Here is a 24,317-nt window from a genome sequence, read left to right as displayed (position 1 = left end):
GGCCGGCGCATCGTGCGATGGCGTTATTGGTCGACCATCCAACGTACAATCGCCGGGAACGCAGGGGACGAACGCAATGAACAGCAGCGCGGCTACACGACGCGTCCGGAACGGGATGATCGCTCTGGCTCTGGCCGGTTTTTCGGCCTTCTCCGTGGCGGCTAACGCCCCGCCAGCAGCGCCCTCATCGGCCACGTCCCCTGCGGCGGACGCTGACGCATCCGACGCGTCCGGCAGCTCGGTGAAATACCTGCAGCACCTGGTCGACACGCACCAGCTGACAGAAATCCGTACCACCTATAACGGCAAGTACGGCGCCAGTGAGCTGTTTCAGCCGGAAAAGCTCACCTACTTCGTCGCGCTGTTCCACGACAAGGTGTTTTGGCGCGTGATCCGCACCGATTCGATGAAGAATGCCGACGAAGCCTATCGCGCCTTCGCAACACAGACCGAAAAGCTGGCCGAGGTGGATATCGATGCCCTGCGCCTGCAGGCGGGCAACAAGTACGCCGAGCAGATGGTCACGTTGAACCAGCAGCGCCTGCAGAACCTGCAGCAGGACGCAGCGCATCAGCAGCAGCAGTCGCAGCAGGTCGCGGCGCAGCAGCAGCAGGCCGAACAGCAGGCGGTCTCGCTGAGCAATGATTTGCGTAACACGAGCAGCCAGCTCGATGCGGTGAAGCAGCAGATACGCGCTCTGGAGGCCCAGCAGAACAGCACGGAGATCAACCTGCCGCCACCGCCGGAAGCACCCGCCGCTCCCGCCGCGAATCAGCCGGCGCCGGCAGCCACACCCGTCGCGCCTGCACCGGCCAACGCAACGCATTGATGTTGGACTTCAGGCCACCCGCGCTCAGGCGTCGGGTGGCTGCGGCAGTTTTCGTTGAGCCGCGTTTGCAGCCGAAGATATCCGGCTGAAGCGTATCTTCAGGCCTTCAGCAGCGCCGGCGTGGCCTGCTGGCCGATCGCATCGACCATCGCCTTGGCCACGTTGAGATTGCCCGCCACGATATTGCCGCTGGCCGGGATGCCGTCGCGGCCGGCGAAGTCGCAGTAGCGCCCGCCCGCCTCGTGCACCAGCAGCACGCCAGCGGCCAGGTCCCACGGCTTCAGGCCGATCTCGAAATAGCCGTCGTAGCGTCCCGCCGCCACATAGGCCAGATCGAGCGCGGCCGAGCCGGAGCGGCGAATGTCCTCGGCCTGGCCGAGCATGGCGCGGGTAATGTCCATCTGCGCGGTCAGATGCTCGCGCTGACGGAACGGAAAGCCCGTGCCGATCATCGCGCCGCCCAGGTTTTCGCGCTTGGACACCCGCATGCGGCGGTCGTTGAGGTAAGCGCCGTCGCCCTTGCTGGCTGTGTAGAGCTCGTCGCGCAGCGGATCGAACACCACCGCGTGAATCGGCACGCCTCTTTCCAGCAGCGCGATGGAGACGCTGAAGTGCGGGATGCCGCGCAGGTAGTTGTGGGTGCCATCGAGCGGGTCGATCACCCACTGCAGCGGTCCCTTGCCGGTGGCGCCGCTTTCCTCGGCCAGGATCGAATGATCCGGGTAGGCGCGGCGCAGCTCCTTGAGGATCTCCGCTTCGGCCAGCTTGTCGACTTCGGAAACGAAATCCAGCTGCTGCTTCTCGACGATATTGAGGCCGTCGATGCGGTTCATATAGCGCAGGATGATGTTACCTGCGGAACGCGCGGCGCGCGCCGCGATCGTGACGTGGGGTCTTGGCATGGCCTTGGACTTTGCAAAAGAGCGGAATCGCGACGCGCAAGTCTAGCAGAGGCGGGCGGTTCGAGCCTTTTCGGCGGGTGGCGGTGGCATCGGCGGACCCTGCATCCGTTATCCTTGCGGGCTGATCCACATTCGGCACCGCGCCATGTCTGCATCGATCGACCTCGCCGCCCGCATCCGCTACGTGCTGGTGCGTACCTCGCACCCGGGCAATATCGGCAGCGCGGCGCGGGCCATCCGCACCATGGGCTTTACCCGGCTGGAGCTGGTGCGCCCGGCGCGCTTTCCCGATGCCGAGGCGAATGCGCTGGCGGCCGGTGCGGACGATGTGCTCGGCCAGGCCGGTATCCACGATGGATTGGTGGAAAGCCTGGCCGGCAGTCGGCTGGTGCTTGGCCTGTCGGCGCGCCGGCGCGGCATCAACCTGCCGGAGATTTCGCCGCGCGAGGCGGCCGCCCAGGCGCTGGCGGCGGCCGCGCGCGGGGAGGACGTGGCCCTGGTATTCGGCAACGAACGCACCGGCCTGGAGAACGACGAGCTGGCGCGCTGCCATGCGATGGTGCGCATCCCCAGCGTCGACGACTTCAGCTCGCTCAACCTGTCGCAGGCCGTGCAGGTGATGGCCTACGAAGTGCGCGTGGCCATGCTGGGCGACGTGCCGACGTTCGCGCCGGTGCAGGACGAGCCGCCCGCCGACGCGGCGCAGATGGAGCAGTTCTACACGCACCTGCTGCAGACGCTGGACGATATCGACTTCCACAAGGGCCGCGCGCCCACCACGGTGATGCTGCGCTTGCGCAAGATCTATCAGCGCATCCAGCTGGACGAGCGCGAACTGCGCCTGCTGCATGGCATTCTGGCCGATACGCAGCGCATGGCGCGACTGGCTGGCGTCAAGCGTGCTCCGGGCGGTGATCCAACACACGAGCGCGACGAGCCCTAGCAAACGGACTGAAAGACGTCCAAACGCTGCGCGCATAAGTGCGCGGCAGCGCTAGCCCGTAGGGTCGTCCGCGTCATGCGTCGACACGCGCGTTACCAGCAGCTTGTCGATGCGCGCGCCGTCCAGATCGACCACCTCGAAGCGAATACCGCGCCACTCGAACACTTCGCCGGTCTGCGGAATACGGCCGAGCGCGGTCATCACCATGCCGGCCACGGTGCGAAAATCGTGTTCGTCTTCGCCGGGCAGGTGATCCAGACGCAGCAGTTCGCGCAGGTCGTCGGTCGACAGGCTGCCGTCGATCAGCCAGCTGCCGTCGGCGCGCTGCACGATGGGACCTGTTTCGGTGTTGTCGCCGTGCGCGATCTGGCTGACGCCGACCACGGCCGCGAGCAGATCGTTGACCGTCACCACGCCTTCGATATCGCCATACTCGTCCACCACAAGAGCCAGCGGCGTTTCCGCATCGCGAAATTCCTCTAGCAGATCGAGCGCGCGCGCCGTCGCCGGCACGAACAGCGGCTTGGACAGATGCTGGAACAGCTCCAGCTGGCCGTCGGCAAAGCTGTGCAGCAGGCGCTTGACCTCGACCACGCCGACCACGTCGCTCTCGTCGCCGCGATAGACCGGGTAGCGCGAGTACGGCGTCTGACGCAGCACCTCGACGTTTTCCTCGCGCGGCGCGGCGATGTCCAGCCAGGCGATGCGCATGCGCGGGGTCATCACGCTGTCGACCGTGCGGTCGCCCAGGCGCAGCACGCGGTTGACCATATTGTGTTCGTCCGGATCGAGCACGCCCTGCTCGGCGCTCTCCGCCACCAGCATGCGGATTTCTTCTTCCGACACCACGCCGCGGCCGTGCTGGTTGATGCGCATGAGTCGCAGCAGTGCATTGCTCGATGCGTTCAGCAGCCACACGAACGGCGCCGTGAGTCTGGATAACACCAGCATCGGAATTGCAGCATAAGTCGAGAAACGTTCCGGTGAGGAGAGCGCCAGTCGCTTGGGTACCAACTCACCGAACACGATCTGGATGTAGGAGATAAGTACGAAGCCCAGCACGGTGCCGATGCCCGGCGCATAGCGCGCAAGCCAAGCGAGTTGCGTTCCTCGCAGCACGTCTGCAATGTGGGCGCCCAATGCATCGCCGGCGACCGAGCCGGTGATCAGCATCACAAGAGTGATGCCTATCTGAACTGTCGAGAGGAAATGTTCGGGAGATTCGGCATGTCGCAGGGCCAGCGCCGCGCGGCGGCTGGTTTTCGCCATCTGCTTCAGGCGGCTCTTGCGCGAGGCCACCAGCGCCATTTCCGACAACGCGAAGAATCCGTTGCACAGCGCCAGCACGAAGACGAGCGCAATTTCAATCAGCATCGCGTAGAGGTTACCGGGCGGGAGATGGCCCCAGTGTAAGGGCTGGCGGGCTCCAGTTCACGTGCACGCGGGTGCGGCGCGCGGCGGGCGTCCTGTAACATTGTTGTCATCTCGAACCTTCAGGCACGGCCCGCATGTTTTCACTGCAGACGATTTTCGGTAAAGGCGACAAGTTTTATGGCCTGCTCGAACAGAGCGCAGCCACCGTCTGCGAAAGCGCCAAGGCCCTGCACGAGCTGCTCAGCAAACCGGGCCAGGGCTCGGTCATGGCCGCATTCACCGCGACCCGCGCTCGTGAAAAGGCGCTGGCCGGACAGATCAGCGAGGGCCTGGTCAATACGTTCGTCACCGCGCTCGACCGCGAGGACATCGCCGCGCTCAATTCGGCGCTGTACAAGATCCCCAAGACCATCGAGAAGTTCGCCGAACGCTACGAAATCGTGTCCGATCGCCTGGCCGGGGTGAACTTCGCCCAGCGCGCGCTGATCCTCGAGCGCTCCAGCGAGGTGGTCGAAGAGATGATCGGCGAGCTGCGCCGCGGCCTGCGCATCGATCCGGTGAAGAAGCTGCAGGATCGCCTGCAGGCGCTGGAGTCCGAGGGCGATCGCATGCTGCTTGACCCCTATCGCACGCTGTACGTCGAAGGTGGGGATGCCATGCGCGCCATGCTGGCCAAGGATTTGTTCGAGTTGATCGAAAAGGCAATCGACAAGTGCCGCGACGTCGGCAATATCGTCTACTCGATCGTGCTCAAGAATTCCTGAGGGCGCCGCGGTGATTTTGAGTTTTCTTAGCGCGTGTGGTCCGGGCATGACCTCGGCATTAGACGGCCAGTGCGCGACCGTCGGAGATAGGGCATGAGTCTCGGCCTGGTCGTGGCCGAGGTGCTGATCGCACTGGGCTTTACGTACATCAACGGCTTTCACGACACCGCCAACTCCATCGCCACCGTCGTCGCCACCAAGGTGCTGTCGCCGGGTCAGGCGGTATTGCTGGCGGCGGTGACCAATCTGCTCGGCGCGATGCTCGGCACGGCGGTGGCGGCCACCATCGCTTCGGGCCTGATCAATGCCGGCGTGGTCGACGTCGGTCCGCAGCTGGTGATCTGCGCGCTGCTGTCGGCCATCGTTTGGAATCTGATCACCTGGTGGCTCGGTCTGCCGTCCAGCTCCAGCCATGCGCTGGTCGGCGCCCTGGTCGGTGCGGCTTTGGCCGCGTCGGACAACGACATCGGCTCGGTGATCTGGGCGCAGGGCAACCTGATTACCGGCCATGGCGTGATCCCCAAGGTGATCATTCCGATGGTGCTGTCGCCGCTGGCCGGCTTTATCGTGGCGTTCGCCCTGATGGGTGCGCTGTACGCGCTGCTGGCCTGGTTCGCGAACCGGCATAACTGGCTACAGCGGTTCGGCCGCACGCCCTTCGTCAACAGCTTTTTCGGCAAGGCGCAAATCGTGTCGGCCACCGCGATGGGCGTGGCGCACGGCATGAACGACGCGCAGAAAAGCATGGGCATCATCGCGCTGGCGCTGGCCGGCGGCACCGCCGCGCATCAGTTCGATCAGCTGCCGCAGTGGCTGGGCTTTTTGCGTATTGCCGAAAACACCGCCGGCGGTTTCGCCATTCCGATCTGGGTGAAGGTGGTCTGCGCGCTGACCATGGCTGCGGGCACCGCCGGCGGCGGCTGGCGCATCATCAAGACGCTGGGCCACAAGATGGTGAAGCTGCATCCGATCAACGGATTTGCTGCGGAAACTAGCTCGGCGGCGGTGATCCTCACCGCCTCGATGTTCGGCATTCCGGTATCGACCACGCACAACGTGTCGGCATCGATCATGGGCGTGGGCGCGGCCAAGCGCTTCAGCGCCATCCGCTGGTCGGTGGTCGAGCGCATGGTCTGGGCGTGGATACTCACCCTGCCGGTCACGGCATTGCTCGCCTACGGCTTCGTCAAAGCCGTCATGATGTTGCGGTAGACGCGACTACAGCGCGTCCTCGGGCGTGCTGATGATCTGCTCCAGCTGATCGCCCAGAGTGCCGAGTTCGGCAATCAATCGTTGAAGCTCATCGCCGTCGAGAAATTCGTACGGCCGGTTTTCGCACAGGTGCAGATACGGCGCGCCGTCGAGATCGGCCACCGCCAAAAAACCCGTGCGCTGCTGCCAGTTGAAGCGCAGGCAGCGGCTGGGATCGGTGCCGGCGAGCGGGCCGATCGGCGTGGAGATGCGCAGGTAACGCCGCTCGGCTTCATCCTCCAGTTCGGCGAGATAAATGCCCTGGTGGCGATCCTTCGACAGCTCCAGATCGAAGCTGATCAGGTACGGATCGTTGTGGCGCAGCGCGTGCTGGCTGCCGATGTGTGAGCGCACGGCTTCGAAGTGGCGCATGGTGCAGCTACCTTCGCTTACGTTGGGCGCTCTACTGTGCCACGCCCATGCGTTAACGCGGCGTTGGCGGCGGCCCGCGCACGGCGTAACGTGTCGCGTGATGTCTCTTTGGTGAGGTAGTTGCTGGTGAATTCGACCATCGATGAAAAGCACGCGCGCGTCTTCGCGGCGATCGTGGCAATCCCCTACGGACGCGTGGCGAGCTACGGCGCCATTGCGGCGCGCGCTGGCTTGCCGGGCAGGGCGCGTCTGGTCGGGCGGCTGCTTGGCGAAGTCCCTGACGGTATGGTGTTGCCCTGGTATCGGGTGCTGCGATCCAGCGGGCATATTGCGATGCCGGTGGGCAGTCTCGGCTTTCGCGAGCAGAGTCGATTGCTGCGATCGGAGGGAGTTGAGGTGGTTAACGGGCGCGTGGCGCTGGCGGTGTTTGGGTTGGATGGAGATTTGGATCGGGAGTTGTGGGGAATGGGTTAGATTTTGCCTCCTCGCGTGGATGCCTCCTCTCCCCGTCGGGGGAGAGGATTGAGGTGAGGGGTTGGGTGCTCGCGGGGCGCTGAGTTTCTGTCGGCAACTCTTGCGAAGTCATTCCACGCTCTCTCGCTGCGACCGCAGGGAGTCCCTGTGGGACCGCAGGCTTTCGTCCGCCACCGACGGCCGAGGCACTTCTCTTTTGCTTGTCCAAAAGAGAAGTACCCAAGAGAAAACGACACCCCGCTTGGCGCTTGCCGGGCATTCGGCAACTGCTCCTGCGTTGCTCTACCTCGGGCATCCATGCCCTCGCCTGTCCTGACGAAAAGGAATCGGCATCCATGCCGATCCCCCTCACGGGCCTATCGACCCACCTCACCGCCGCACAGGGGCCCCGATCTACAAGCAACGCGCATCCTGCGCACTTGTGCTCGAATGCAGCCCTTTGCCTACTGAGCATGCGTCTAACGCATTACGGGAAATTTTTCGTTGAATCTCTTCCTGCTTGACGCAAGGCACGGTGCGTCTGAACATCTGGCGGCCAGCCTCAATCTCGGCCTAATCAAGCAGTAGAGCCCATGTCAAAGCGTCGCAAGACCATTCAAGATGATGAGGGCAATCACATTGCTACGATCTACTTTCCGGCCGGTACAGTCGACCTGGAGGAGGGCGACCTGAGTAGTCTTTGCGCTTCATGCATATCAACGCTGCGCGGCCGCAGCTTTGCTAGGTCTTGCCTCTATTGGGCAATGCTGCAGGACTCCGATCTAGCAGGCTGCAACTCCGAGGATGCCGACCTCCGTGGAGCCAATTTAATGGGCGCACGCCTTGTAGGTGCGAATCTTCGACGTGCCAATCTGGGAATTGATAATCTTGGAGGCTCCGCGACACTGCAAGGAGCCGACCTTACCGGCGCCATTGTCAATCAGTGCAATTTTTTAGGCGCGGAATACGATGGTGACACCATATTTCCGAAAGGATTTAACCCCGAGACTACTGGCATGCTCAGCGTCGACTGAGCACTTATTTAAAGCCGGCAGTACGCGACCGATAATCGAAGCATCCGGAGTCGGATAGAGAATGTTGGGGCTTGAAAGTTCATTGTGGTCTGAACTCCGCCATGCCTATGGTGCTGCAACTGATATTCCCGGGTTGCTGCGGCAACTTTCCAGTTTTCCAGGCGAGTCCTCATATCGAGAAGAACCATGGTTTACGTTGTGGAGTTCGCTCTGCCACCAAGGTGATGTCTATTCGGCATCCTTTGCATCGGTGCCTCACATTGTTAGTGCGCTAACTGTCGATCCATTGCGCGCGTCTATGAGCTTTTTTCTTCTGCCGGCAAGCATCGAAGTCGCCCGCGAGTCCGCTCATGTTGTTGTTCCAAGCTCGCTATCTGGCGCATATCACAACGCCATCGCTCAACTGCCTTTGCTGGCAGGCGCAGCAGCCCAGCCAGATTGGAACGAGTCGATTTGCACTGCTGCTTTGGCGGCAACGGCGGTTGCCACGGGTAACCACAAGATCGCGCGGTTGCTTATGGAAACCGAGCAAAGCGATATTGAGGATGTGTTGAATTGGCTCCGATCGCGATAAATTTGGTTCGCCCATCTGGGCCAGCCGCTTGCAATGCGATTCAACTAGCTCGTTAACCTATTGTTTGAATCTTCAGGAAAGCTGCTCTGCTTTTCCAAACCCCTATGCGGCGGTGAGGCGTGGTCGATAGGCCCGCAGGGGAATCGACATGGATGTCGATTCCTTTTCGTCAGGGCAGGAGCCCTGTCGAAAAGCCCGGCCGCGGCTCACGGACTTGGCGGGCGTAGCCCGACAAGCGCCAAGTGGGGTGGCCTCTCTTTTGGTGACTTTTCTCTGGCCAATCAGAGAAAAGTTACTCGCCCTCCGAAGGAGGACGAAAGCTCTGGCTTTTGAGCTTTCACAAATCGCTACACAAAGCCCCCTTCGACTCCACTTCGTTACGCTCAGGGCGAACGGAATGAACGCGTCGCGATACAACCCCACATCCCAATCAGCCCAGCCCCCGACCCCCATTTGTTAGCATGGGCGAATGCCAAGCAACGCTCTCGACATTCTTCAAACTGTTTTCGGTTACCCGAATTTCCGCGGCCAGCAGCAGGCCATCGTCGACCATGTGGTGGAGGGTGGCGATGCGCTGGTGCTGATGCCGACCGGTGGCGGCAAGTCGCTGTGCTACCAGATCCCGGCAATGGTGCGGCAGGGCACGGGCATCGTGGTGTCGCCTTTGATTGCGCTGATGCAGGATCAGGTCGATGCGCTGCGCGAAGCGGGCGTTGCGGCGGCGTATCTCAATTCCAGCATTGCGGCCGATGAGCAGCGCGAGGTGGAGCGGCAGCTGCTGGCGGGCGAGCTGAATCTGCTTTACGTGGCGCCGGAGCGGCTGCTCACCGGGCGCTTTCTCAACCTGCTGGAACGCACCGAGGTGGCGCTGTTCGCGATCGACGAAGCGCACTGCGTGTCGCAGTGGGGGCATGATTTTCGGCCGGAGTATCGCGAGCTCGCGGTGCTGCACGAGCGCTTTGCGGACGTTCCCCGCGTCGCGCTGACGGCCACGGCCGACCCGCGCACGCGCGAGGAAATCGTCGAGCGGTTGTCGCTGCAGCAGGCGCGGCAGTTTGTGGCGAGTTTCGACCGGCCGAATATCGGCTATCGGGTCGGCCTGCGGCACAACGCGAAGCGGCAGCTGGCGGAGTTTCTGGAAGGCCATCGCGGTGAGTCGGGCATCGTGTACTGCCTCAGCCGCCGCAAGGTGGACGAAACCGCCGAGTGGCTGGCCGAGTCGGGCGTGGAGGCGCTGCCGTATCACGCGGGACTGGACGCGGCCAAACGCAGCGCGAACCAGAAACGCTTTCTGCGCGAGGACGGCGTGGTGATGGTGGCCACGGTCGCGTTCGGCATGGGCATCGACAAGCCGGACGTGCGCTTTGTGGCGCATCTGGATCTGCCGCGCAGCATGGAGGGCTACTACCAGGAAACTGGCCGCGCGGGTCGCGACGGCCTGCCGGCGGAGGCGTGGATGATCTATGGCCTGTCCGACGTGGTGACGATGAGCCAGATGATTGCGCAGTCCGAATCGGCGGACGACCGCAAGCGGGTGGAGCGGCAGAAGCTGGAGTCGCTGCTTGCGTATGCCGAGGCCACCGACTGCCGTCGGCAGCTGCTGCTGGGCGCGTTCGGCGAGGTGTATCCGGGCCCATGCGGGCACTGCGACAACTGCATCGAACCGCCGAAAACCTGGGACGCCACGGTGCCGGCGCAGAAAGCGCTGTCAGCGGTGTATCGCAGTGGCCAGCGTTTCGGCTCCGGCCACGTCATCGACATTCTGCGCGGTGAGGAAACGCCGAAGGTGCTCAGCTCCAATCATCATCAGCTCAGCACCTTCGGCATCGGCGCATCGATGGACGAGAAGCAGTGGCGCTCGGTGTTTCGCCAGCTGCTGGCGGCCGGCCTGCTCGAGGCGGATGCCGAGGGTTACGGCACGTTGCGTCTGACGCCCGCCAGCCGCGCCGTGCTCAGCGGCGGCCAGACGGTGAAATTGCGCGAGGACGTGCGGCCAGCGCGCGGCGGCAGCCGTCGGCGCGACAGCAAGCTGGTCACAGGCGGCAGCCTGGGTATCGAGGCGTACGAGCAGTCGATGTGGGACGCGCTGCGCGCCGTGCGTACGCAGCTGGCCAAGCAGCACGGCGTGCCGCCGTACGTCGTATTCCACGACGCCACGCTGCTGGCGATGCTGCGCGCGCTGCCGGCGAACGAAGAGGAGCTGGCTACGATCAGCGGCGTCGGCGAAGCCAAGCTCAAGCGCTACGGCCGGGATTTCCTTGCCGTGATCAACGCACAGGAATAGCTGCCGCGATCATCGCGTGGCCGAATTTGTACTTCCGCCGAATATCCCGCTTTTGCCGTTTCGTGCTGCGTTGCGGCGGGCGATCCGATGACCTACACGCAACAATTGGCGGGCATGGCCGCAAGGACTTGGCGTGCCTCGGCACGACCGTGCCGCACCACAGAGGTTTAGCCGGCAGCACGCATGAAGGGCAAGTCCACCTCATTCGATATTGCGCATCTGGCCGGGGTTTCCCAGTCCACGGTATCGCGCGCGCTGCGCGGCAGCCCGTTGGTGAACGAGGAGACGCGCCGGCGCATCCAGGCGGCGGTGGAGCAGCTCAACTACAAGGTCGACAAGAACGCCTCCAACCTGCGCCGCATGCACTCCGGCACGCTGGCGCTGCTGCTGTTCGAAGACCCGACCACCGACGAGTCGCACATCAATCCGTTTTTCCTGTCGCTGCTCGGCTCGATCACGCGCGCCTGCGCCAAGCAGGGCTACGACCTGCTGATCTCGTTTCAGCAGCTGTCGCACGACTGGCACGCCGACTTCGCCGAGAGCAAAAAGGCCGACGGCATCATCCTGCTGGGCTACGGCGATTACATTGCCTATCGCGACAAGCTCGACAAGCTGGTGGCGCACGGCACCTGCTTCGTGCGCTGGGGTGCGGTGCTGCCCGATCAGCCCGGGCTGTCGATCGGCTGCGACAATTTCGAAGGCGGCACAGCGGCCACGCAGCATCTGCTCGACCAGGGCTGCCAGCGCATTGCGTTTCTTGGCGAAGCCTCCAGCCACTACCCGGAATTTTTCGAACGCTATCGCGGCTACGCCGAGGTGCTGGCGCAAGCATGCCTCGCCGCACGGGCCGAGCTGCAGGTGGATGCAGAAAGCACCGAACACTCCGGCTATGCGGCGATGCAGACGCTGCTCGCGCGCAAGCAGCGGTTCGACGCGATATTCGCCGCCAGCGATCTGATCGCCATCGGTGCGATGCGCGCGCTGTCCGATCACGGCCTGCGCGTGCCGCAGGATGTCGCGATCGTCGGCTTCGACGACATCGCCATGGCCAGCTACGTCAATCCACCGCTGACCACCGTGGTGCAGGACACGCGCCACGCCGGCGAGGTGCTGGTCGATAGGCTGCTCAGCCTGATCCGTGGGCAGCCCGCCGAGAGCGTCGTGCTACCGGCCAAGCTGATGGTGCGGCGTTCCAGCCAGAAAAGCGCTACGCCTCCGAAAACGGGGCGCGCGGCGCGCTAAACCGGCGGCGCCCGATAGCACTACTCGCATCGGCTACGCGGTCACTCACCGTGCTGTGAGCTTCGTCGCGAGAGGCTCGCGCACGCGCAGCGTACAAAAGCCGGCGACGATCAGGCTGGCGCCGCCCAGCGCCAGCGCCCAGATTGGCTGGCCGTGAAAGAACAGCTTCAGCACCACGCCCAGCACGCTGGCCGCGAGCAGTTGGGGAATGACGATAAAGAAATTGAAGATGCCCATATAGACGCCCATTTTCGCGGCGGGCAGGTTGTCCGATAAAAGTGCGTAAGGCAGCGAAAGAATCGAGGCCCAGGCAAAGCCGACGCCGACCATCGAGACCAGCAGCCAGTGCGGATCGCGAATGAATACGAACGAGATCAGCCCTGCGCCGCCCAGCCACAGGTTGATCAGATGGCTCACGCGCATGCCGAGCATCCGCACCAGCAGGGGAATGAGCACGGCTGCCAGCACGCCGACGCCGTTATAGGTGCCCATCAGCACGCCGGCCCAGTTGGCGCCTTCGTTGTAGGCCACGGAGGTGGTGTCGCTGCTGCCGTAGAACGTTTGCGATACGGCCGAGGTGGTGTTGATCCACATCGCGAACATCGCAAACCACGAGAAGAACTGCACCCAGTTGAGTCGGCGCATCGGCTGCGGCATACCGTGCAAATCGCCCATGATCTGACGCAGCGGCCCCGCGCTGCGAGTCAGCGTGAGCCAGACAAACAGCAGGCCGAACAGAATCAGTCCGCCGGCCAACAGGTAGAGCTCCTTAGCCAGCGCGAAGTGGCCGATCAAGAACAGCATCAGCGCGCCCAGCGCTAGAAACAGCGCGCCGGGTTTCCAGGCGCCGGCGGTATTCGTCGGCTCCTCGACCAGCGCCGGCTCGTCGAAGGACTGCAGCAGCTCGGGCGGGTATTCGCGCGTGCGCAGCACCGTCCACAGCATGGCGCCCAGCAGTACGGCGCCGCCGATATAGAAAGCGAACTTCACCGTATGCGGCAGCTCGCCCGGCGCGGCGGTATTGGCCACGCCCCAACGTGTCAGCAGGTACGGCAGGAACGAGGCCACCACCGCGCCCACGCCGATAAAGACGCTCTGCATCGAGTAGCCCAGCGCGCGCTGCGAGGGCGGCAGCTGATCGCCGACAAAGGCGCGGAACGGCTCCATCGAAATATTGAACGAGGCGTCCATGATCCACAGCAGGCCGGCAGCCACCCACAGTACGGGCGCGTTCGGCATCGCCAGCAAGGCCAGCGTGGCCAGCACCGCGCCGGCGAAAAAATACGGGCGGCGGCGACCGAAGCGGTTCCAGGTGCGGTCGGAGCAGTAGCCGATGATCGGCTGCACGATCAGGCCGGTCAGCGGCGCGGCAATCCACAGCACCGGGATGTCGTCGACGTTCGCGCCGAGCGTTTGAAAGATGCGGCTGACGTTGGCGTTCTGCAGCGCAAAGCCGAACTGGATGCCGAGAAAGCCGAAGCACATGTTCCAGATCTGCCAGAACGACAGCGTGGGTTTGGCATTCATGGTGAAGTGTTTCCGGGTGCGAGCAGGGCGATCTGCAGGTCGTGGATATTGGCGTCGTTCAACGGCCCGCTGTCACCGCCGGCGCCGCCGGTGTAGTGGGCGAAGTGAGCGAGATAGCTCATGTTGAAACCGTCGTCGAGGTTGAAGCTGCAATGATTGCCGGCTTTGACGGTGAACTCGCCATAGGTGGAGGCCTGCTCGCCGAGGCTGTGCGGCATCACCAGCGGCACGCGCTGTGCCTCGCCGTCACCGCACTGCACGACCAGCATCTTTACCGCCGCGGTGATGCCTGTATTTATCGGCCCGTGATCGTTGGCGTAGCTCAGCCACACGCGATAGCGCCCGCTCGCCGCAGCCGTCCATTGGCGCGGCCACGCGCCGCCAATTTTTGCGACATTGCCAACGCATGTCGCCGGGCTTTGCAGGGATTCGAGGCCATCCGCATCAACGCGCGTGGCGCTCATGCACTGCAGGCCGGACTGTTTCGGAATAGTCGTCGTTTTATCAATTGCGCGCAGCCGCTGGCCGTTGAGATAAATTGTCGCCTTGCCGTCGACCCGCACGTGCCAGCTATCGTTCACGCTAGTTACGATCGGCGCATCCGGCGCCACCGGCGCGTACAGCGGCGCATCGGTACGCAAGGGGTCGTCGGCGACGCGAATCGCTTTCAGCGTGACGAGCGTCGTAGCACCCGACGCGCTGGCGTGATCGGCCACCAGCAGATTGCCGTCGCCCAGCGTGGAAGGCAGCTGCAGCGTGATGCTCTGCTTTGGCAGCGTCAGCGTGATGGTGCGTCGCGCGCCGAACAGCATTGGCACCAGCGAGGTCGGCAGCTTCGGTTCGACGCGGCCATAGTCATTGAGTCCGAACACGCCTTCGGTAACGGCAGCCAGATACGCCGCCACTGACCACAGCTGCCTTGGCGAATTGACCACCGGCCCGCTGAGCGAGCCGTCGTCGAGGTGCTGGCCCTGGGTCAGCAGCTCGTAGTTTTCCATATTGGAGCCGTACAACGCAGCGCCGCGCATGATCGACTGCAGCTCGTGCGCGATGCGTTTGGCATCGTCGACGCGCCGCGCCGCGCGCAATGCGTAGGCGCTGACGAAGGGCCAGATCGCGCGATTGTGATAGATCGGCTGATCGACACGTTCGGGCCAGATCACCGGACTGCCGGCCGGCCAGGTCGGGTAGTTGGCCAGCGCCTGCCGCGCGCGATCGCCCTCGGCCACGCCGCTGGTGATGGCCAGCGCGATGCCGAGCAGATCGTAGCTGTCGTAGGGCGTGCCGTCGCCGCCGATATAGCTCATGTACAAATGGCGATCGTCGCGCCAGAAGCGCGCATTGATCGCCGATTTCAGCGCCGCCGCCTGCGCGCGATAGTCCGCGGCGGCGGCGCTATCACCATGCGATGAACCCAGCGCGGCCGCCATCTGCAAGGCGCCGTAATGCAGCACATTGGTCGACAGCGCGAACGACTGAGCAATGGCGACCACGTTATTCTGCGTCCACGCCGGATAACTCTGTTCGCGCCAGTCCAGGAACGAAGTCTCGCCGCGATAAAGCCCGAAGCGCGCATCGAATGCATAGGTGCGATCCTGCGCCAGCGTGTGGCGCAGCGCCGGGTACACCTGCGCCGCGAACGCCGGGTCATCCAGCAGGTGGCGCGCGCCGAGAAACCACACCACGCGATCGGTGCTGATCGGCCAGCTGCCGCCGGAGCCGGTGTCCTGCATCACCATACTTTGGCTGGCGGCCGCGCCTGCTGGCAACCGCACCTTGGACAGCTTGAACTGCAGGCCGTTGCGCGAGCGAGCGGGATCGAAACGCCACAGGCCCAGATCGACCGCGTACGACAGGTCGCGCGTCCACACGTAGGGCCACTTCAGCCCGGTCTCGAAACACTGGCAGGGAATCGGCTGGCCGTGATCGAAGGCGTCGTCGCGGATCGCGCTGACCGAATCCTGGGCGAGATCGTTCTGCGCCATCGCGAACAGGCCGTCGAACAGCGTGCTTGCCGTGTCGACCCGCATCGCCTGCGCGGCGATCGCGCGCTGGCCGTATGGCCACGCCAGCGTGTAACTGCCCTGCGCGCCGCGCGTCATCGCTACATGCACGCCGTGCCAGTCGAGGCCGTCCTGCCACTGCGGAGTCGGGGTGGCAGCGCCAGCTGCCAGCGCCGCCGTGAGCAGCAGGCTCAGCATGCTGCCAAGGCGTGCAGCCGGTGGCTGGTGCGTGATGTCATCGATGGCTCCCCGCCGCGTGATGTCGCCGTGCCTCGCCGTGATGGCGGGACGCAGGGCGCCATGGTAATCAGCGTCGCAATGCAGCAACCAGCGGCTGCATACGTATTCATCGACTTCTGCGTCGAGGCGGCAGCTTCAGGATCATCGCCTCAGCGCGCCAGCGACAGCACAACGTCCTGCGCCACGGCCGCCTTCACCCGCACATACGTCACCGCGCCGTAGCGATCCTCGCCGCGCGACCAACCTTCACCGCCTGCTTTGACGAGCGCGCCAAGACTCTCGAACGAGGGCAGCGCGGCGCTTTCCGCGGTTCACGGTGCTGGCCGAGCCGCCGTGGATCTTCAGCAGATAGAACGCCAGCGCCGGCGTGTAGCTGCCGACCTCGGCGCCGATCTCGATGTGTACCTTGCTGCCTTGTCGCTGCAGGGCCAGCGACTGGCGGAATGACGCGCCGTGTTCGTAGGCGTAGGTGCTGCCGTCGTCGTCGTAATAGTCGAACGTGGTGCGCCGCTCGTCCGGAAACATGTCCACGTCGAGCTGGGTGACCGGATGCTGGCCGACGTAATCCATCACCGGCTGCATCGGGATGATCGCGCCCTGGCGGATGAACAGCGGGATGTCGTGCCAGTGCGCGCTGTCGATCGCCAGGCGCACACGCTGGCCGCCGCGGTAGACCTGGCCGCTGAACCAGTCGATCCAGGTGCCGGCCGGCAAGTAGATGTCCTTGAACGTCTGGCCCTGGACCACCACGGGCGATACCAGCAGGCTGTCGCCGAATAGCCAGGCGTCGACGTCGTTACGCACCTGCGGGTCGTGCGGCCAGTCGAAGGCCAGCGGACGCACCAGGCCGAGGCCGTCGACGTGGCGCGCGTATTCGTAGCTGTAGATATACGGGATCAGCGCGTAGCGCAGGCGAATCGCGTCGGTGGCTGCCGCCTCGGCGTCGCTGCCGTACAGCCAGGGCTGGCGCTTTTCGTTGAAGTCACCGTGCACGCGAAAGATCGGCGTGAATGCGCCGAACTCGACCCAGCGCGCATAGTTCTCGTTCGACGGATGGCCGTGGGTGAAGCCGCCGCCGTCCATGCCCCACTGCATCGCGCCCACGTCGATCGCACTGAGCATGCGCGCGCGCTGGCCGGCCATGCTGGCAAAGCCGGTGGCGATATCGCCCGACCACAGGCCGTAGGCGTAGCGCTGCGAGCCCAGCCAGAAATTGCGGTTAACTGACCACACGCGCTGCTGCGAATACGCGCGCTGGCCGTCGTAGAGCGCACGCTGCATGTTGAGAAACTGGCTGTCGCTGCCGCTGTCGTCGGCCTCGTCGTTCCACCAGCCGACGATGCCGGTATCGAAGGAGTGCTTTAGCGCGTCGTTGAAAAACCAGGCGCGCGCGGCGGGCTTGTCGAAGTCGATGACGCGCACCGGCTTGTGCGAGAAATAGTCGTCGCTCACCGGCGTGCTGGCCAGCCACAGGTCGTGCGCGGTGGCGTAACGCCCCTCGACCGTATCGACGTGCACGCGCGGTTTCATGATGCCGGTGAGATGCATGCCGCGCTGATCCAGCAGCGACTTCAGCTGGCCGTTGGGTCCGTCAGGAAATTTCACCGGGTTCCAGCGGAATTCGCCGTAGCCGTCGTCGCCCCAGGCTTTCCAATCGAAGTCGAGGGTGACGTTGTCGATCGGGATGTGCTTGGCGCGATATGTGTCGACGATCGACAGCAGCTCCTTCTGGTCGATGTTCCATTGGCTGTTGGTAAAGCCCATCGCCCATTTCGGAAACAGCGGCGTGTGGCCGCTGAGCTGTGCGATCGTCCCGAAGAGCTCGGCCGGCCGGCCCAGAAGGATGAAATAATCGATATTGCCGATGGGCGTCTGGACGTCCAAACGACCATCGACAAGCGTGAAGCCGACGCCCTGGCTATTCACCAGCAGTCCGTAACCGGCCGTGCTCCAGACGAAGGGTGCGCCGGCATGCCCCTGCGCGCCGGCGGTGGCGAGCTGATGGCCCTGTCGCAGCAGCCCTGCCGATGCGCTTTCCGTCGCGTTATAGCTGCCGATGCCGTACATCGCATCGGCCGCATCGTGAGTGAGCTGCAGCTTGCCCTGAGCCAGCGAGGCGAGGTCGTGCTGGCGCAGCAGCAGGCGATGGTCGGCATTCTCGATGCGCAGCTCGAGATGGGGCTTGTCCCAGATCACGTGGACGTCGGGCGCGTCGAGCTCCAGCGTGGAGGTCGTCTCCAGCCGCTGCACATTTGGAATCTTGGCGGGTTGCCAGGCCGGATCCAGCACCAGTGCGTCGGTGCTGCCTGTCGGCCTCACGTTCCCGATGGTTCGGCTTGCGCGAAACCGCACACGCACGGTGTTGGCTTCCACCACCGTGATCGTCAACTCACCCTGATTGAGCGGGATAAGCAGGCAGTTGCCGCAAGCTGTCGACGGCGAAGCTGACGGCGCCGCGGTGGTGCCGGCCTGCGCACGCGGTCCGACCATCAACGCGGCGGCAAGCAGCGATGTAAGCAAGGCGCCGGAGCGGCGGCGCATCGGCGTCCTGCAGAAGTGATCCAATGTGCCGCTATTTTTCCGATCGACCGCCATCGTCTATCCCTGTGCTCGAAGCGGCCATGGTAGGGCCGCCGCCGTGGCCGGAGAGCGCTATGCATACGTATTCATGCGCAAAACGTGAGGCACACGGAGGCTCGACGACACGACACGGCACATCTTGCCGCGCCTATCCATGCGCGTGCTTGTATTGCTGCCTACGGACCCCCGCAAAAATACGCGGTTACTGACGTCGGTCGCTGCTCTCGTCAGCTCTTCGGCAGCGGATGGATTACCGCCTGACCGCCGTCCACGCTGAGCTGCTGCGCGGTGATCCAGCGCGCGTCGTCGCTCAGCAGAAAGTCGATCATCGCCGCGCTGTCCTCGCCTTCGCCAATGATGTTCATCGGATTCATCTTGGCGTTGCGCTCGATCGCCTCCGGCGTGCCGGTGAGCCGGGCCGACAGCGCCGAGCGCGTGAGCCCGGGATGCACGCAGTTCACCCGGATGCCTTTTTCGGCGTAGCTCGACGCGGCGCTCATGGCCAGCGCGGCCACGGCCGCCTTGGCGCTGGCGATCGCCTCGTGATTGGGAAAGCCGGCCTGCGCCACCAGCGTGCCGACCAGCACCGCGCTAGACGCCTGCTTGTGCTTCAGCGCCGCAGCCACGAAGGCCTTCAGCGCATGAAACGCGCTGAAGTAGTTGAGCTGGAAGATCGCGTTCAGATCGGTTTCCGAGGTGAGGTGCAGCGGGCGGATCAGGGTCGATCCCACGCAGTGGCTGAAGCCGGTCACCGGTCCCAACGTCTCCTCGGCCTGCTTCAGCAGGGCGGCTGCCGTGCCCGGTTCGACCAGATCGCCGGGGAGCAACAGCGCTTCGCCGCTCAACGTTTCCGCCAGCGCGGCGAGACGGTCGGCGTCGCGTGCTGTCAGCACCAGCTTGCAGCCGCGCGCATCCAGCCGTCGTGCCAGCGCGCTACCGATGGCGCCCGTGGCGCCGGTGATCCAGATGACGTGTGACATGCGCGACTCCCCGAGTGGTCCAGGCGTCGAAGCATGCAGCAGTGCCAATGCACCGATGCAACGATGCGGCCTTATGACTCAGCGTGCCGCGCCTTTATCGACGCGGCACGTTGGAAGGTGCATTACGCCGCGTTGGCTTCGACGCTGGGCTGCACCGTCGCCGGCACATTGCCCTGCGTGCGTATCACCTTGTGGATGAAGCGCAGCTTGTCGATTACCGGCGGCGCCAGCGCAAACGGGTAACCGTCCGGGGTACCCATGCTGCGGTTGAGGCTGTTGAGCACGTAGGTCAGCGGGAACCAGCGTTCGATCATCTCGCTGAAGGAGCGTGTCACAGTGTCGACCGGTTCAACCTGCAGCGACGGTTCGCTGGGGTTCGATGGTGCCAGCATCAGGCCGCAGGCGCTGGCGGTTTCCAGCGTGTCGATCATGTGCATGTAATGCGCCCAGGTTTCCGCCCAGTCTTCGAACGGATGCATGGTGGCGTAGGCGCTGATGTAGGACGACTCCCAGTTCGCCGGCGGGCCCTCCTTGTAGTGACGCTCGATCTCCTCGCCATAGTCCACGCGCTCGTCGCCGAATACCGCACGGCACTCGTCCATCAGCGGGCCCTCCTGCATCAGGCGCATGAAGTAGTAGTGGCCGATCTCGTGGCGAAAATGGCCGAGCAGGGTGCGATACGGTTCGTGCAGGCGGGTGCGGACTTTTTCGCGGTAGCCGTCGTCCGCTTCGGCGATATTGAGCGTGATCAGCCCATCGGAATGGCCGGTATGCACCGGTGGCTCGCCCTGCTGGTTTTCCAGGAATTCAAAGCCGAGCCCGGTTTCCGGATTTTCCTCGCGAGATTCGATCGGCAGATCGAGGTGCGTCAGCGTGTACAGCAGGCGACGTTTGGCGCGCTCGAGCTTGTACCAGTACTCGCGATTTTCATCGGACGACAGCGTGGGAATGGTCAGCGTGAGCCGGCACGATTTGCACAGCGACTCGGGATCATCCACGGGGATCATCCGGTTGCACACGTGCTCGGCGATGTAGTTCTGGCACTGCTTGTAGCTGCGGCCGTTGCTGCGTGCATCCAGGCTACGCCAGAAGCCGTTGTTGTCCGGCTCGAAGGCGGTGACGTCGTCCAGATCGTAGACGTAGCCCAGCATGTGGCCGCAGCGCTCGCACAGCACGTTTTCGAAAAATACCTGCTGATTGCAGCTATTGCAGTGGAACGTTTTCATGACCTTTGATAACCCCTTTGGCCGCGCCTTCGCAAGCCTTTCATTCCCCATTGTGTCGATGCGCGCGCATGCTGGAAGTGAATCGCAGCATGGGCTCCATCAGGACTTGTTCAACATCGATAAGTACGGCCAATAGCCTCGCGGTCGGTGAGCGAGAGAGGCTGCGCACGCCTGCGAAAAGCCCGTGAAGCGCCTGCCGTCACGACTGCGATTGCCACTGTGTCAGCGCATTGCTGGTGGCGTTATCCAGCGGCAGCTCGTCCAGCGGCAGCATGGTGACGCTCACCTTCAGCTCCTGCTCTCCGCCGCCGAGAATCACGCCGCGCAGCGGCGACACGTCGCCGAAGTCGCGGCCCCAGGCCAGCGTCACGTGCTGGCTGCCGGGCAGCAGGTTGTTGGTAGGGTCGGCGTCGATCCAGCGATCGTCGTCTTCGCCCGGGCACCATACCGAGACCCAGGCGTGCGACGCGTCGGCGCCGACCAGTCGCTCCTGGCCGGGCGGCGGCGTGGTGAGGATGTAGCCGCTGACGTAGCGCGCGGCCAGGCCGATCGAGCGCAGGCACGACACCATCACGTGGGCGAAGTCCTGGCACACGCCGCGCCGGCGCGTCAGCACGTCCGCTACGGGCGTGGCGACTGTAGTGGCTTCCGGGTCGAAGGCGAAGTCGCGATGAATTTTCCCGTTCAACGCAACCACGCCGTCCAGCAGCGAGCGACCGGGCGGAAAACAGTCCGCCGCATAGTTGGCGAAGCGGCGCTTGATCCGCCCGTACGGCGAGCCGAAGCGGTACTGCAGCGCGGCCAGCGTGATCGGCGAGGGCGATTTGCCGGCGTGATACTGCAGGCGGTTGCGCACGGTTTCCCACGCCGGCGTATCGGCGAAGCTGGCCGGGTCCGGCGGAAACACCTCGACCACGCTTTCGGTGCGCACCCACAGCTCATCGTGCGGCGCCTCGAACGCAAGCATCGCCGCGGCATTGCCGAAGGCGTCGTCGTGTTCGCGCTGAAAGCTCGGCTCGGGGATGATCTGGCGCCGATGATCCAGGCACTGCTGGCGCGGCAGCTCGCGCGGCGTCAGATGCAGCAGCTGACGCGACAAGGCCACCGGCGCGTCGTACTGGTAATGCGTGTCGTGGGTAACGCGGTAACGTGCCATGCGTGAACGATAGCAGGGCTGCGCCCTCAGGCGGCCAGCGTCTGCCGGCTGCGCTCGCCGACATGGGTGAAGTGGCGGGCGGCCAGCACATCGGAAAGCGCGCGCGCCGCGCGGGCGGTGTTGCCGAGCAGGGTCGCCAGCGCCAGCAAAACCGACTCGTCGGGTTGTTCCAGCGTGGCCAAGTCGAAGCCGGTGTATTCGTTCAACACCGACAGCAGCTCGTCCGCCAGCGCGTGATGATTGCCGCCAAGGTCGGCCGACAGCTCGCCCAGATGCACCAGCAGCTGGCGCAGCTGGAATACCACGCCGTGCGGGTTGGTATCGTCGAACACCACCAGGTCGAGCACCGGCAGCAGCTCGGGCTGCGCGCGATAGCGGCTGCGATAGGTAATGGAGCTGTCGGCCACCTCGAGCAGCCAGTCCAGGCTGTGCCAGCCCTGATCGACGCCGTGATGCAGAAAGCAGGCGCTGGCCGACGCCATAAAGGCCAGCCGCTCCAGGTGACGGCCGATCATCAGAAAACGCCAGCCGTTGTCGCGCGTCATGCCATCCATCGCGAAACCCGACAGGCCTACGCCGAGAATCAGGCTGCTGTCCAGATACTCCAGCGCGGCGATGAGGCCCGCTTTCTTGCGCGCCTCTGCCGTCGGCGGAAGCGGCAGCTGGTTGAGCATCAGCCAGTTGTCCAGCGACAGATGCTCGCGAATCTGGGTGCCGGTCCAGGCCAGGTGACGCAGGTTGGCGGTCAGGCTCTCCGCGCGCTTGGCGTCGCAAATGGCCGTCCATATCGCGTCGTCCGGTGTGGGCTCGGGCTCGTCTTTCTCCACCGGCGCAAACAGGTTTAGTCCCTTGCACAGCATCAGCGCCGATTCGCGCGCCGGCATGGCGCTGGTGTCGGCATAGCGCGTGAGCGTGATGCGCAGCAATCGCGCGCTGTCGTCGCAGCGGCTGGTGTAGCGGCCGAACCAGAAAAGATTTTCCACCAGTCGCGACGAAAGATTGGACGGGCTGCGTACCAGCTCTTTTGCGGTGATGGTGTTGGCCAGCAGGCTGAAGCGGCTTACCGGCACGTCGGAAAGTACCCAGGTGTCCTTGCTGCCGCCGCCGCGCTGCATGCTGATCATCTGCGCCACCGGCGTGCCGGCTACCCGAGCCAGTCCGCCCGGCATCACCGTGTAACCGCCTTCGGTATTCGCCGTGGCGTACATGCGCAGGCCGACCGGCCGCGCCGCCAGATGATGCTCGTGCGAAATCACCGGCACCTGCGATAGCCGCACCATCTCCTGCGCCACCCACGCACGCGGCTGTTTGCGCAGGCGCAGAATCAGCGCAGCGCGCGCCTTGCCGCGCATATCGCGGCCGAGCATCGGTCGATGCGTGGTGGACGGATAGGCCGGCTTGATCACCAGTTCGTCCAGGTGCGCGATCACGTACTCCAGCGCGGCCGGTTCGCCGCACCACCAGCTCGCCACCGCCGGCATTGCCAGCGATTCGCCCAGTAGGCGTTCGCACACGCGCGGCAGAAACGCGGCGATCGCACCCGATTCCACCAGGCCGCTGCCCAGTCCATTGGCGATCAGCACGCGTCCCGCACGCGCCACCTGCAGCAGGCCGGGCACTCCAAGGGCGGAGTCGCCGCGCAGCTCCAGCGGGTCGCAGTAGTCGTCGTCGAGCCGGCGCAGAATCGCGTGCACGCGCTGCAGGCCGGTCAGGGTCTTCAGATACACCGTCTCGCCGCGCACGGTGAGATCCTGGCCTTCCACCAGCGGAAAGCCGAGGTAGCGCGCGAGGTAGGCGTGTTCGAAATACGTTTCGTTGTACGGGCCGGGCGTTAGCAGCACGGTCAGCGGCGTTTCGCCGGCGTCGTGCGGCGCGTGCTGGGTCAGGTTATAGCGCAGCGTGCGGAAAAACTCGGCCAGGTGCTGCACCTTCAGATCGCGAAACAGCTCAGGAAACGCGCGCGACACGATCAGCCGGTTTTCCAGCGCGTAGCCCGCGCCCGACGGCGCCTGCGCCCGATCGCCGATCACCCACCACTGGCCATCGGCCGAACGCGCCAGATCCACCGCGTACAGATGCAGAAAGCGACCGCCCGGCGGCTGCAGTCCTCGGCACGGCCACAGAAAATCGGGATGGCCGTATACCGTCGCCGGCGGAATCAGCCCCTCGGCCAGCAGCGCCTGTGGGCCGTACAGATCGGCCAGCACTGCATCGAGCAGGCGTGCCCGCTGCGCCACGGCGGTGGCAAGCCCCGACCATTCGCTGGCCGGCAGCAGCAGCGGCAGCGGATCCAGATCCCACGGTCGCGCCGCGCCCTGGGTCGACGCGTACATGTTGTACGTCACGCCGTTTTCCAGCACCTGACTGCGCACAAACTCCTGCCGCTGGCGCATCTGCGCCGGCGACGTCTCGCGCAAGTGCGTCAACAGCGGCCGCCAGTGCGGCCTCGATGCACCGTTGGCATCGAGCATCTCGTCATAGCGATCGCGATGCGGCTGGTAAGCGTCGGTATTCATCGGAGCCGTGAAGGAAACGTAGGCTCCAGTCTAAAGAAACACAAACCACTGTGGCACCCCAAATTCA

19 protein-coding genes are annotated in these 24,317 nt (G+C 64.4%); 9 read left to right on the top strand and 10 right to left on the bottom strand.

Annotated features, from left to right (window positions below):
- Nucleotides 1–115 precede the first annotated feature (115 nt).
- Entirely contained in the window at nucleotides 116–829 is a 714-nt protein-coding gene (locus ACDK93_RS15200; RefSeq protein ID WP_458069717.1) for a DUF2968 domain-containing protein, read from the top strand.
- Nucleotides 830–927: 98 nt separating this feature from the next.
- Here the strand turns inward: ACDK93_RS15200 and ACDK93_RS15195 are convergent, their stop codons facing one another.
- The gene (locus ACDK93_RS15195) at nucleotides 928–1,731 is read right to left on the bottom strand and encodes an inositol monophosphatase family protein (RefSeq protein WP_458069715.1); all 804 of its coding nucleotides are present in this window, start codon (nucleotides 1,729–1,731) and stop codon (nucleotides 928–930) included.
- A 145-nt stretch (nucleotides 1,732–1,876) separates the two neighbouring features.
- On the opposite strand from ACDK93_RS15195, the gene ACDK93_RS15190 reads away from it, so the two are divergent.
- Complete coding sequence (locus tag ACDK93_RS15190) at nucleotides 1,877–2,674, top strand: RNA methyltransferase (protein ID WP_458069713.1); 798 nt, start codon at nucleotides 1,877–1,879, stop codon at nucleotides 2,672–2,674.
- Nucleotides 2,675–2,725: 51 nt separating this feature from the next.
- On the opposite strand, the gene ACDK93_RS15185 is transcribed toward ACDK93_RS15190, so the two are convergent.
- Nucleotides 2,726–4,048 carry a hemolysin family protein gene (locus ACDK93_RS15185; RefSeq protein ID WP_458069712.1) on the bottom strand — a complete coding sequence of 441 codons (1,323 nt, stop codon included), beginning with the start codon at nucleotides 4,046–4,048 and terminating at the stop codon, nucleotides 2,726–2,728.
- Nucleotides 4,049–4,182: 134 nt separating this feature from the next.
- On the opposite strand from ACDK93_RS15185, the gene ACDK93_RS15180 reads away from it, so the two are divergent.
- Nucleotides 4,183–4,812 (top strand): DUF47 domain-containing protein, encoded by a 630-nt coding sequence (locus tag ACDK93_RS15180; protein WP_458069710.1) that lies wholly within the window; start codon nucleotides 4,183–4,185, stop codon nucleotides 4,810–4,812.
- Nucleotides 4,813–4,905: 93 nt separating this feature from the next.
- Nucleotides 4,906–6,024 (top strand): anion permease, encoded by a 1,119-nt coding sequence (locus tag ACDK93_RS15175; RefSeq protein ID WP_458069709.1) that lies wholly within the window; start codon nucleotides 4,906–4,908, stop codon nucleotides 6,022–6,024.
- Nucleotides 6,025–6,030: 6 nt separating this feature from the next.
- Here ACDK93_RS15175 and ACDK93_RS15170 read toward each other — a convergent pair whose 3' ends face one another.
- Nucleotides 6,031–6,435 (bottom strand): hypothetical protein, encoded by a 405-nt coding sequence (locus ACDK93_RS15170; protein WP_458069708.1) that lies wholly within the window; start codon nucleotides 6,433–6,435, stop codon nucleotides 6,031–6,033.
- Nucleotides 6,436–6,573: 138 nt separating this feature from the next.
- On the opposite strand from ACDK93_RS15170, the gene ACDK93_RS15165 reads away from it, so the two are divergent.
- The 5 genes from ACDK93_RS15165 (at nucleotide 6,574) to ACDK93_RS15145 (ending at nucleotide 12,022) form a co-directional block, all read left to right on the top strand.
- Nucleotides 6,574–6,909, top strand: a complete 336-nt coding sequence (locus tag ACDK93_RS15165) for an MGMT family protein (protein WP_458072487.1) — start codon at nucleotides 6,574–6,576, stop codon at nucleotides 6,907–6,909.
- 572 nt (nucleotides 6,910–7,481) lie between these two features.
- Nucleotides 7,482–7,922, top strand: coding sequence for a pentapeptide repeat-containing protein (locus tag ACDK93_RS15160; RefSeq protein ID WP_458069706.1), 441 nt, complete (start codon nucleotides 7,482–7,484; stop codon nucleotides 7,920–7,922).
- A gap of 61 nt (nucleotides 7,923–7,983) precedes the next feature.
- Nucleotides 7,984–8,496, top strand: a complete 513-nt coding sequence (locus tag ACDK93_RS15155) for a hypothetical protein (protein ID WP_458069705.1) — start codon at nucleotides 7,984–7,986, stop codon at nucleotides 8,494–8,496.
- Between the two features lie 469 nt (nucleotides 8,497–8,965).
- Nucleotides 8,966–10,780: a DNA helicase RecQ gene (gene recQ, locus ACDK93_RS15150; RefSeq protein WP_458069703.1), complete on the top strand. Its 1,815-nt coding sequence runs from the start codon at nucleotides 8,966–8,968 to the stop codon at nucleotides 10,778–10,780.
- A 183-nt stretch (nucleotides 10,781–10,963) separates the two neighbouring features.
- Nucleotides 10,964–12,022, top strand: a complete 1,059-nt coding sequence (locus ACDK93_RS15145) for a LacI family DNA-binding transcriptional regulator (protein ID WP_458069701.1) — start codon at nucleotides 10,964–10,966, stop codon at nucleotides 12,020–12,022.
- Between the two features lie 45 nt (nucleotides 12,023–12,067).
- Here the strand turns inward: ACDK93_RS15145 and ACDK93_RS15140 are convergent, their stop codons facing one another.
- The 7 genes from ACDK93_RS15140 to ACDK93_RS15110 form a co-directional block, all read right to left on the bottom strand.
- A complete protein-coding gene (locus ACDK93_RS15140) occupies nucleotides 12,068–13,549 on the bottom strand; it encodes an MFS transporter (protein WP_458069700.1) in 1,482 nt (493 codons plus the stop codon).
- Entirely contained in the window at nucleotides 13,546–15,750 is a 2,205-nt protein-coding gene (locus tag ACDK93_RS15135; RefSeq protein WP_458069699.1) for an MGH1-like glycoside hydrolase domain-containing protein, read from the bottom strand. Before ACDK93_RS15135 ends, ACDK93_RS15140 begins: the two co-directional genes overlap by 4 nt.
- Before the next feature lie 288 nt (nucleotides 15,751–16,038).
- On the bottom strand, nucleotides 16,039–18,333 hold the full coding sequence (locus ACDK93_RS15130; protein WP_458069698.1) for a TIM-barrel domain-containing protein: 2,295 nt from the start codon (nucleotides 18,331–18,333) through the stop codon (nucleotides 16,039–16,041).
- Nucleotides 18,334–18,599: 266 nt separating this feature from the next.
- Complete coding sequence (locus ACDK93_RS15125; protein ID WP_458069696.1) at nucleotides 18,600–19,352, bottom strand: SDR family NAD(P)-dependent oxidoreductase; 753 nt, start codon at nucleotides 19,350–19,352, stop codon at nucleotides 18,600–18,602.
- Nucleotides 19,353–19,474: 122 nt separating this feature from the next.
- Nucleotides 19,475–20,578 (bottom strand): zinc-binding metallopeptidase family protein, encoded by a 1,104-nt coding sequence (locus tag ACDK93_RS15120; protein WP_458069695.1) that lies wholly within the window; start codon nucleotides 20,576–20,578, stop codon nucleotides 19,475–19,477.
- A 199-nt stretch (nucleotides 20,579–20,777) separates the two neighbouring features.
- Nucleotides 20,778–21,734, bottom strand: a complete 957-nt coding sequence (locus tag ACDK93_RS15115; RefSeq protein WP_458069693.1) for a transglutaminase family protein — start codon at nucleotides 21,732–21,734, stop codon at nucleotides 20,778–20,780.
- A 26-nt stretch (nucleotides 21,735–21,760) separates the two neighbouring features.
- Nucleotides 21,761–24,250 carry a circularly permuted type 2 ATP-grasp protein gene (locus ACDK93_RS15110; RefSeq protein ID WP_458069692.1) on the bottom strand — a complete coding sequence of 830 codons (2,490 nt, stop codon included), beginning with the start codon at nucleotides 24,248–24,250 and terminating at the stop codon, nucleotides 21,761–21,763.
- Nucleotides 24,251–24,317 lie beyond the last annotated feature (67 nt).

This window comes from Rhodanobacter sp. BL-MT-08, from assembly GCF_054161255.1.
This window is presented reverse-complemented; position numbering and strand designations above follow the sequence as displayed.

Coding starts and splice junctions, on each gene's coding strand:
- ACDK93_RS15180 (WP_458069710.1), top strand. CDS start 4,183: ATGTTTTCACTGCAGACGATTTTCGGTAAAGGCGACAAGTTTTATGGC.
- ACDK93_RS15195 (WP_458069715.1), bottom strand. CDS start 1,731: ATGCCAAGACCCCACGTCACGATCGCGGCGCGCGCCGCGCGTTCCGCA.
- ACDK93_RS15130 (WP_458069698.1), bottom strand. CDS start 18,333: ATGCGCCGCCGCTCCGGCGCCTTGCTTACATCGCTGCTTGCCGCCGCG.
- ACDK93_RS15200 (WP_458069717.1), top strand. CDS start 116: ATGATCGCTCTGGCTCTGGCCGGTTTTTCGGCCTTCTCCGTGGCGGCT.
- ACDK93_RS15110 (WP_458069692.1), bottom strand. CDS start 24,250: ATGAATACCGACGCTTACCAGCCGCATCGCGATCGCTATGACGAGATG.
- ACDK93_RS15115 (WP_458069693.1), bottom strand. CDS start 21,734: ATGGCACGTTACCGCGTTACCCACGACACGCATTACCAGTACGACGCG.
- ACDK93_RS15190 (WP_458069713.1), top strand. CDS start 1,877: ATGTCTGCATCGATCGACCTCGCCGCCCGCATCCGCTACGTGCTGGTG.
- ACDK93_RS15160 (WP_458069706.1), top strand. CDS start 7,482: ATGTCAAAGCGTCGCAAGACCATTCAAGATGATGAGGGCAATCACATT.
- ACDK93_RS15145 (WP_458069701.1), top strand. CDS start 10,964: ATGAAGGGCAAGTCCACCTCATTCGATATTGCGCATCTGGCCGGGGTT.
- ACDK93_RS15170 (WP_458069708.1), bottom strand. CDS start 6,435: ATGCGCCACTTCGAAGCCGTGCGCTCACACATCGGCAGCCAGCACGCG.
- ACDK93_RS15155 (WP_458069705.1), top strand. CDS start 7,984: ATGTTGGGGCTTGAAAGTTCATTGTGGTCTGAACTCCGCCATGCCTAT.
- ACDK93_RS15120 (WP_458069695.1), bottom strand. CDS start 20,578: ATGAAAACGTTCCACTGCAATAGCTGCAATCAGCAGGTATTTTTCGAA.
- ACDK93_RS15135 (WP_458069699.1), bottom strand. CDS start 15,750: ATGCTGAGCCTGCTGCTCACGGCGGCGCTGGCAGCTGGCGCTGCCACC.
- ACDK93_RS15125 (WP_458069696.1), bottom strand. CDS start 19,352: ATGTCACACGTCATCTGGATCACCGGCGCCACGGGCGCCATCGGTAGC.
- ACDK93_RS15185 (WP_458069712.1), bottom strand. CDS start 4,048: ATGCTGATTGAAATTGCGCTCGTCTTCGTGCTGGCGCTGTGCAACGGA.
- ACDK93_RS15140 (WP_458069700.1), bottom strand. CDS start 13,549: ATGAATGCCAAACCCACGCTGTCGTTCTGGCAGATCTGGAACATGTGC.
- ACDK93_RS15175 (WP_458069709.1), top strand. CDS start 4,906: ATGAGTCTCGGCCTGGTCGTGGCCGAGGTGCTGATCGCACTGGGCTTT.
- recQ (WP_458069703.1), top strand. CDS start 8,966: ATGCCAAGCAACGCTCTCGACATTCTTCAAACTGTTTTCGGTTACCCG.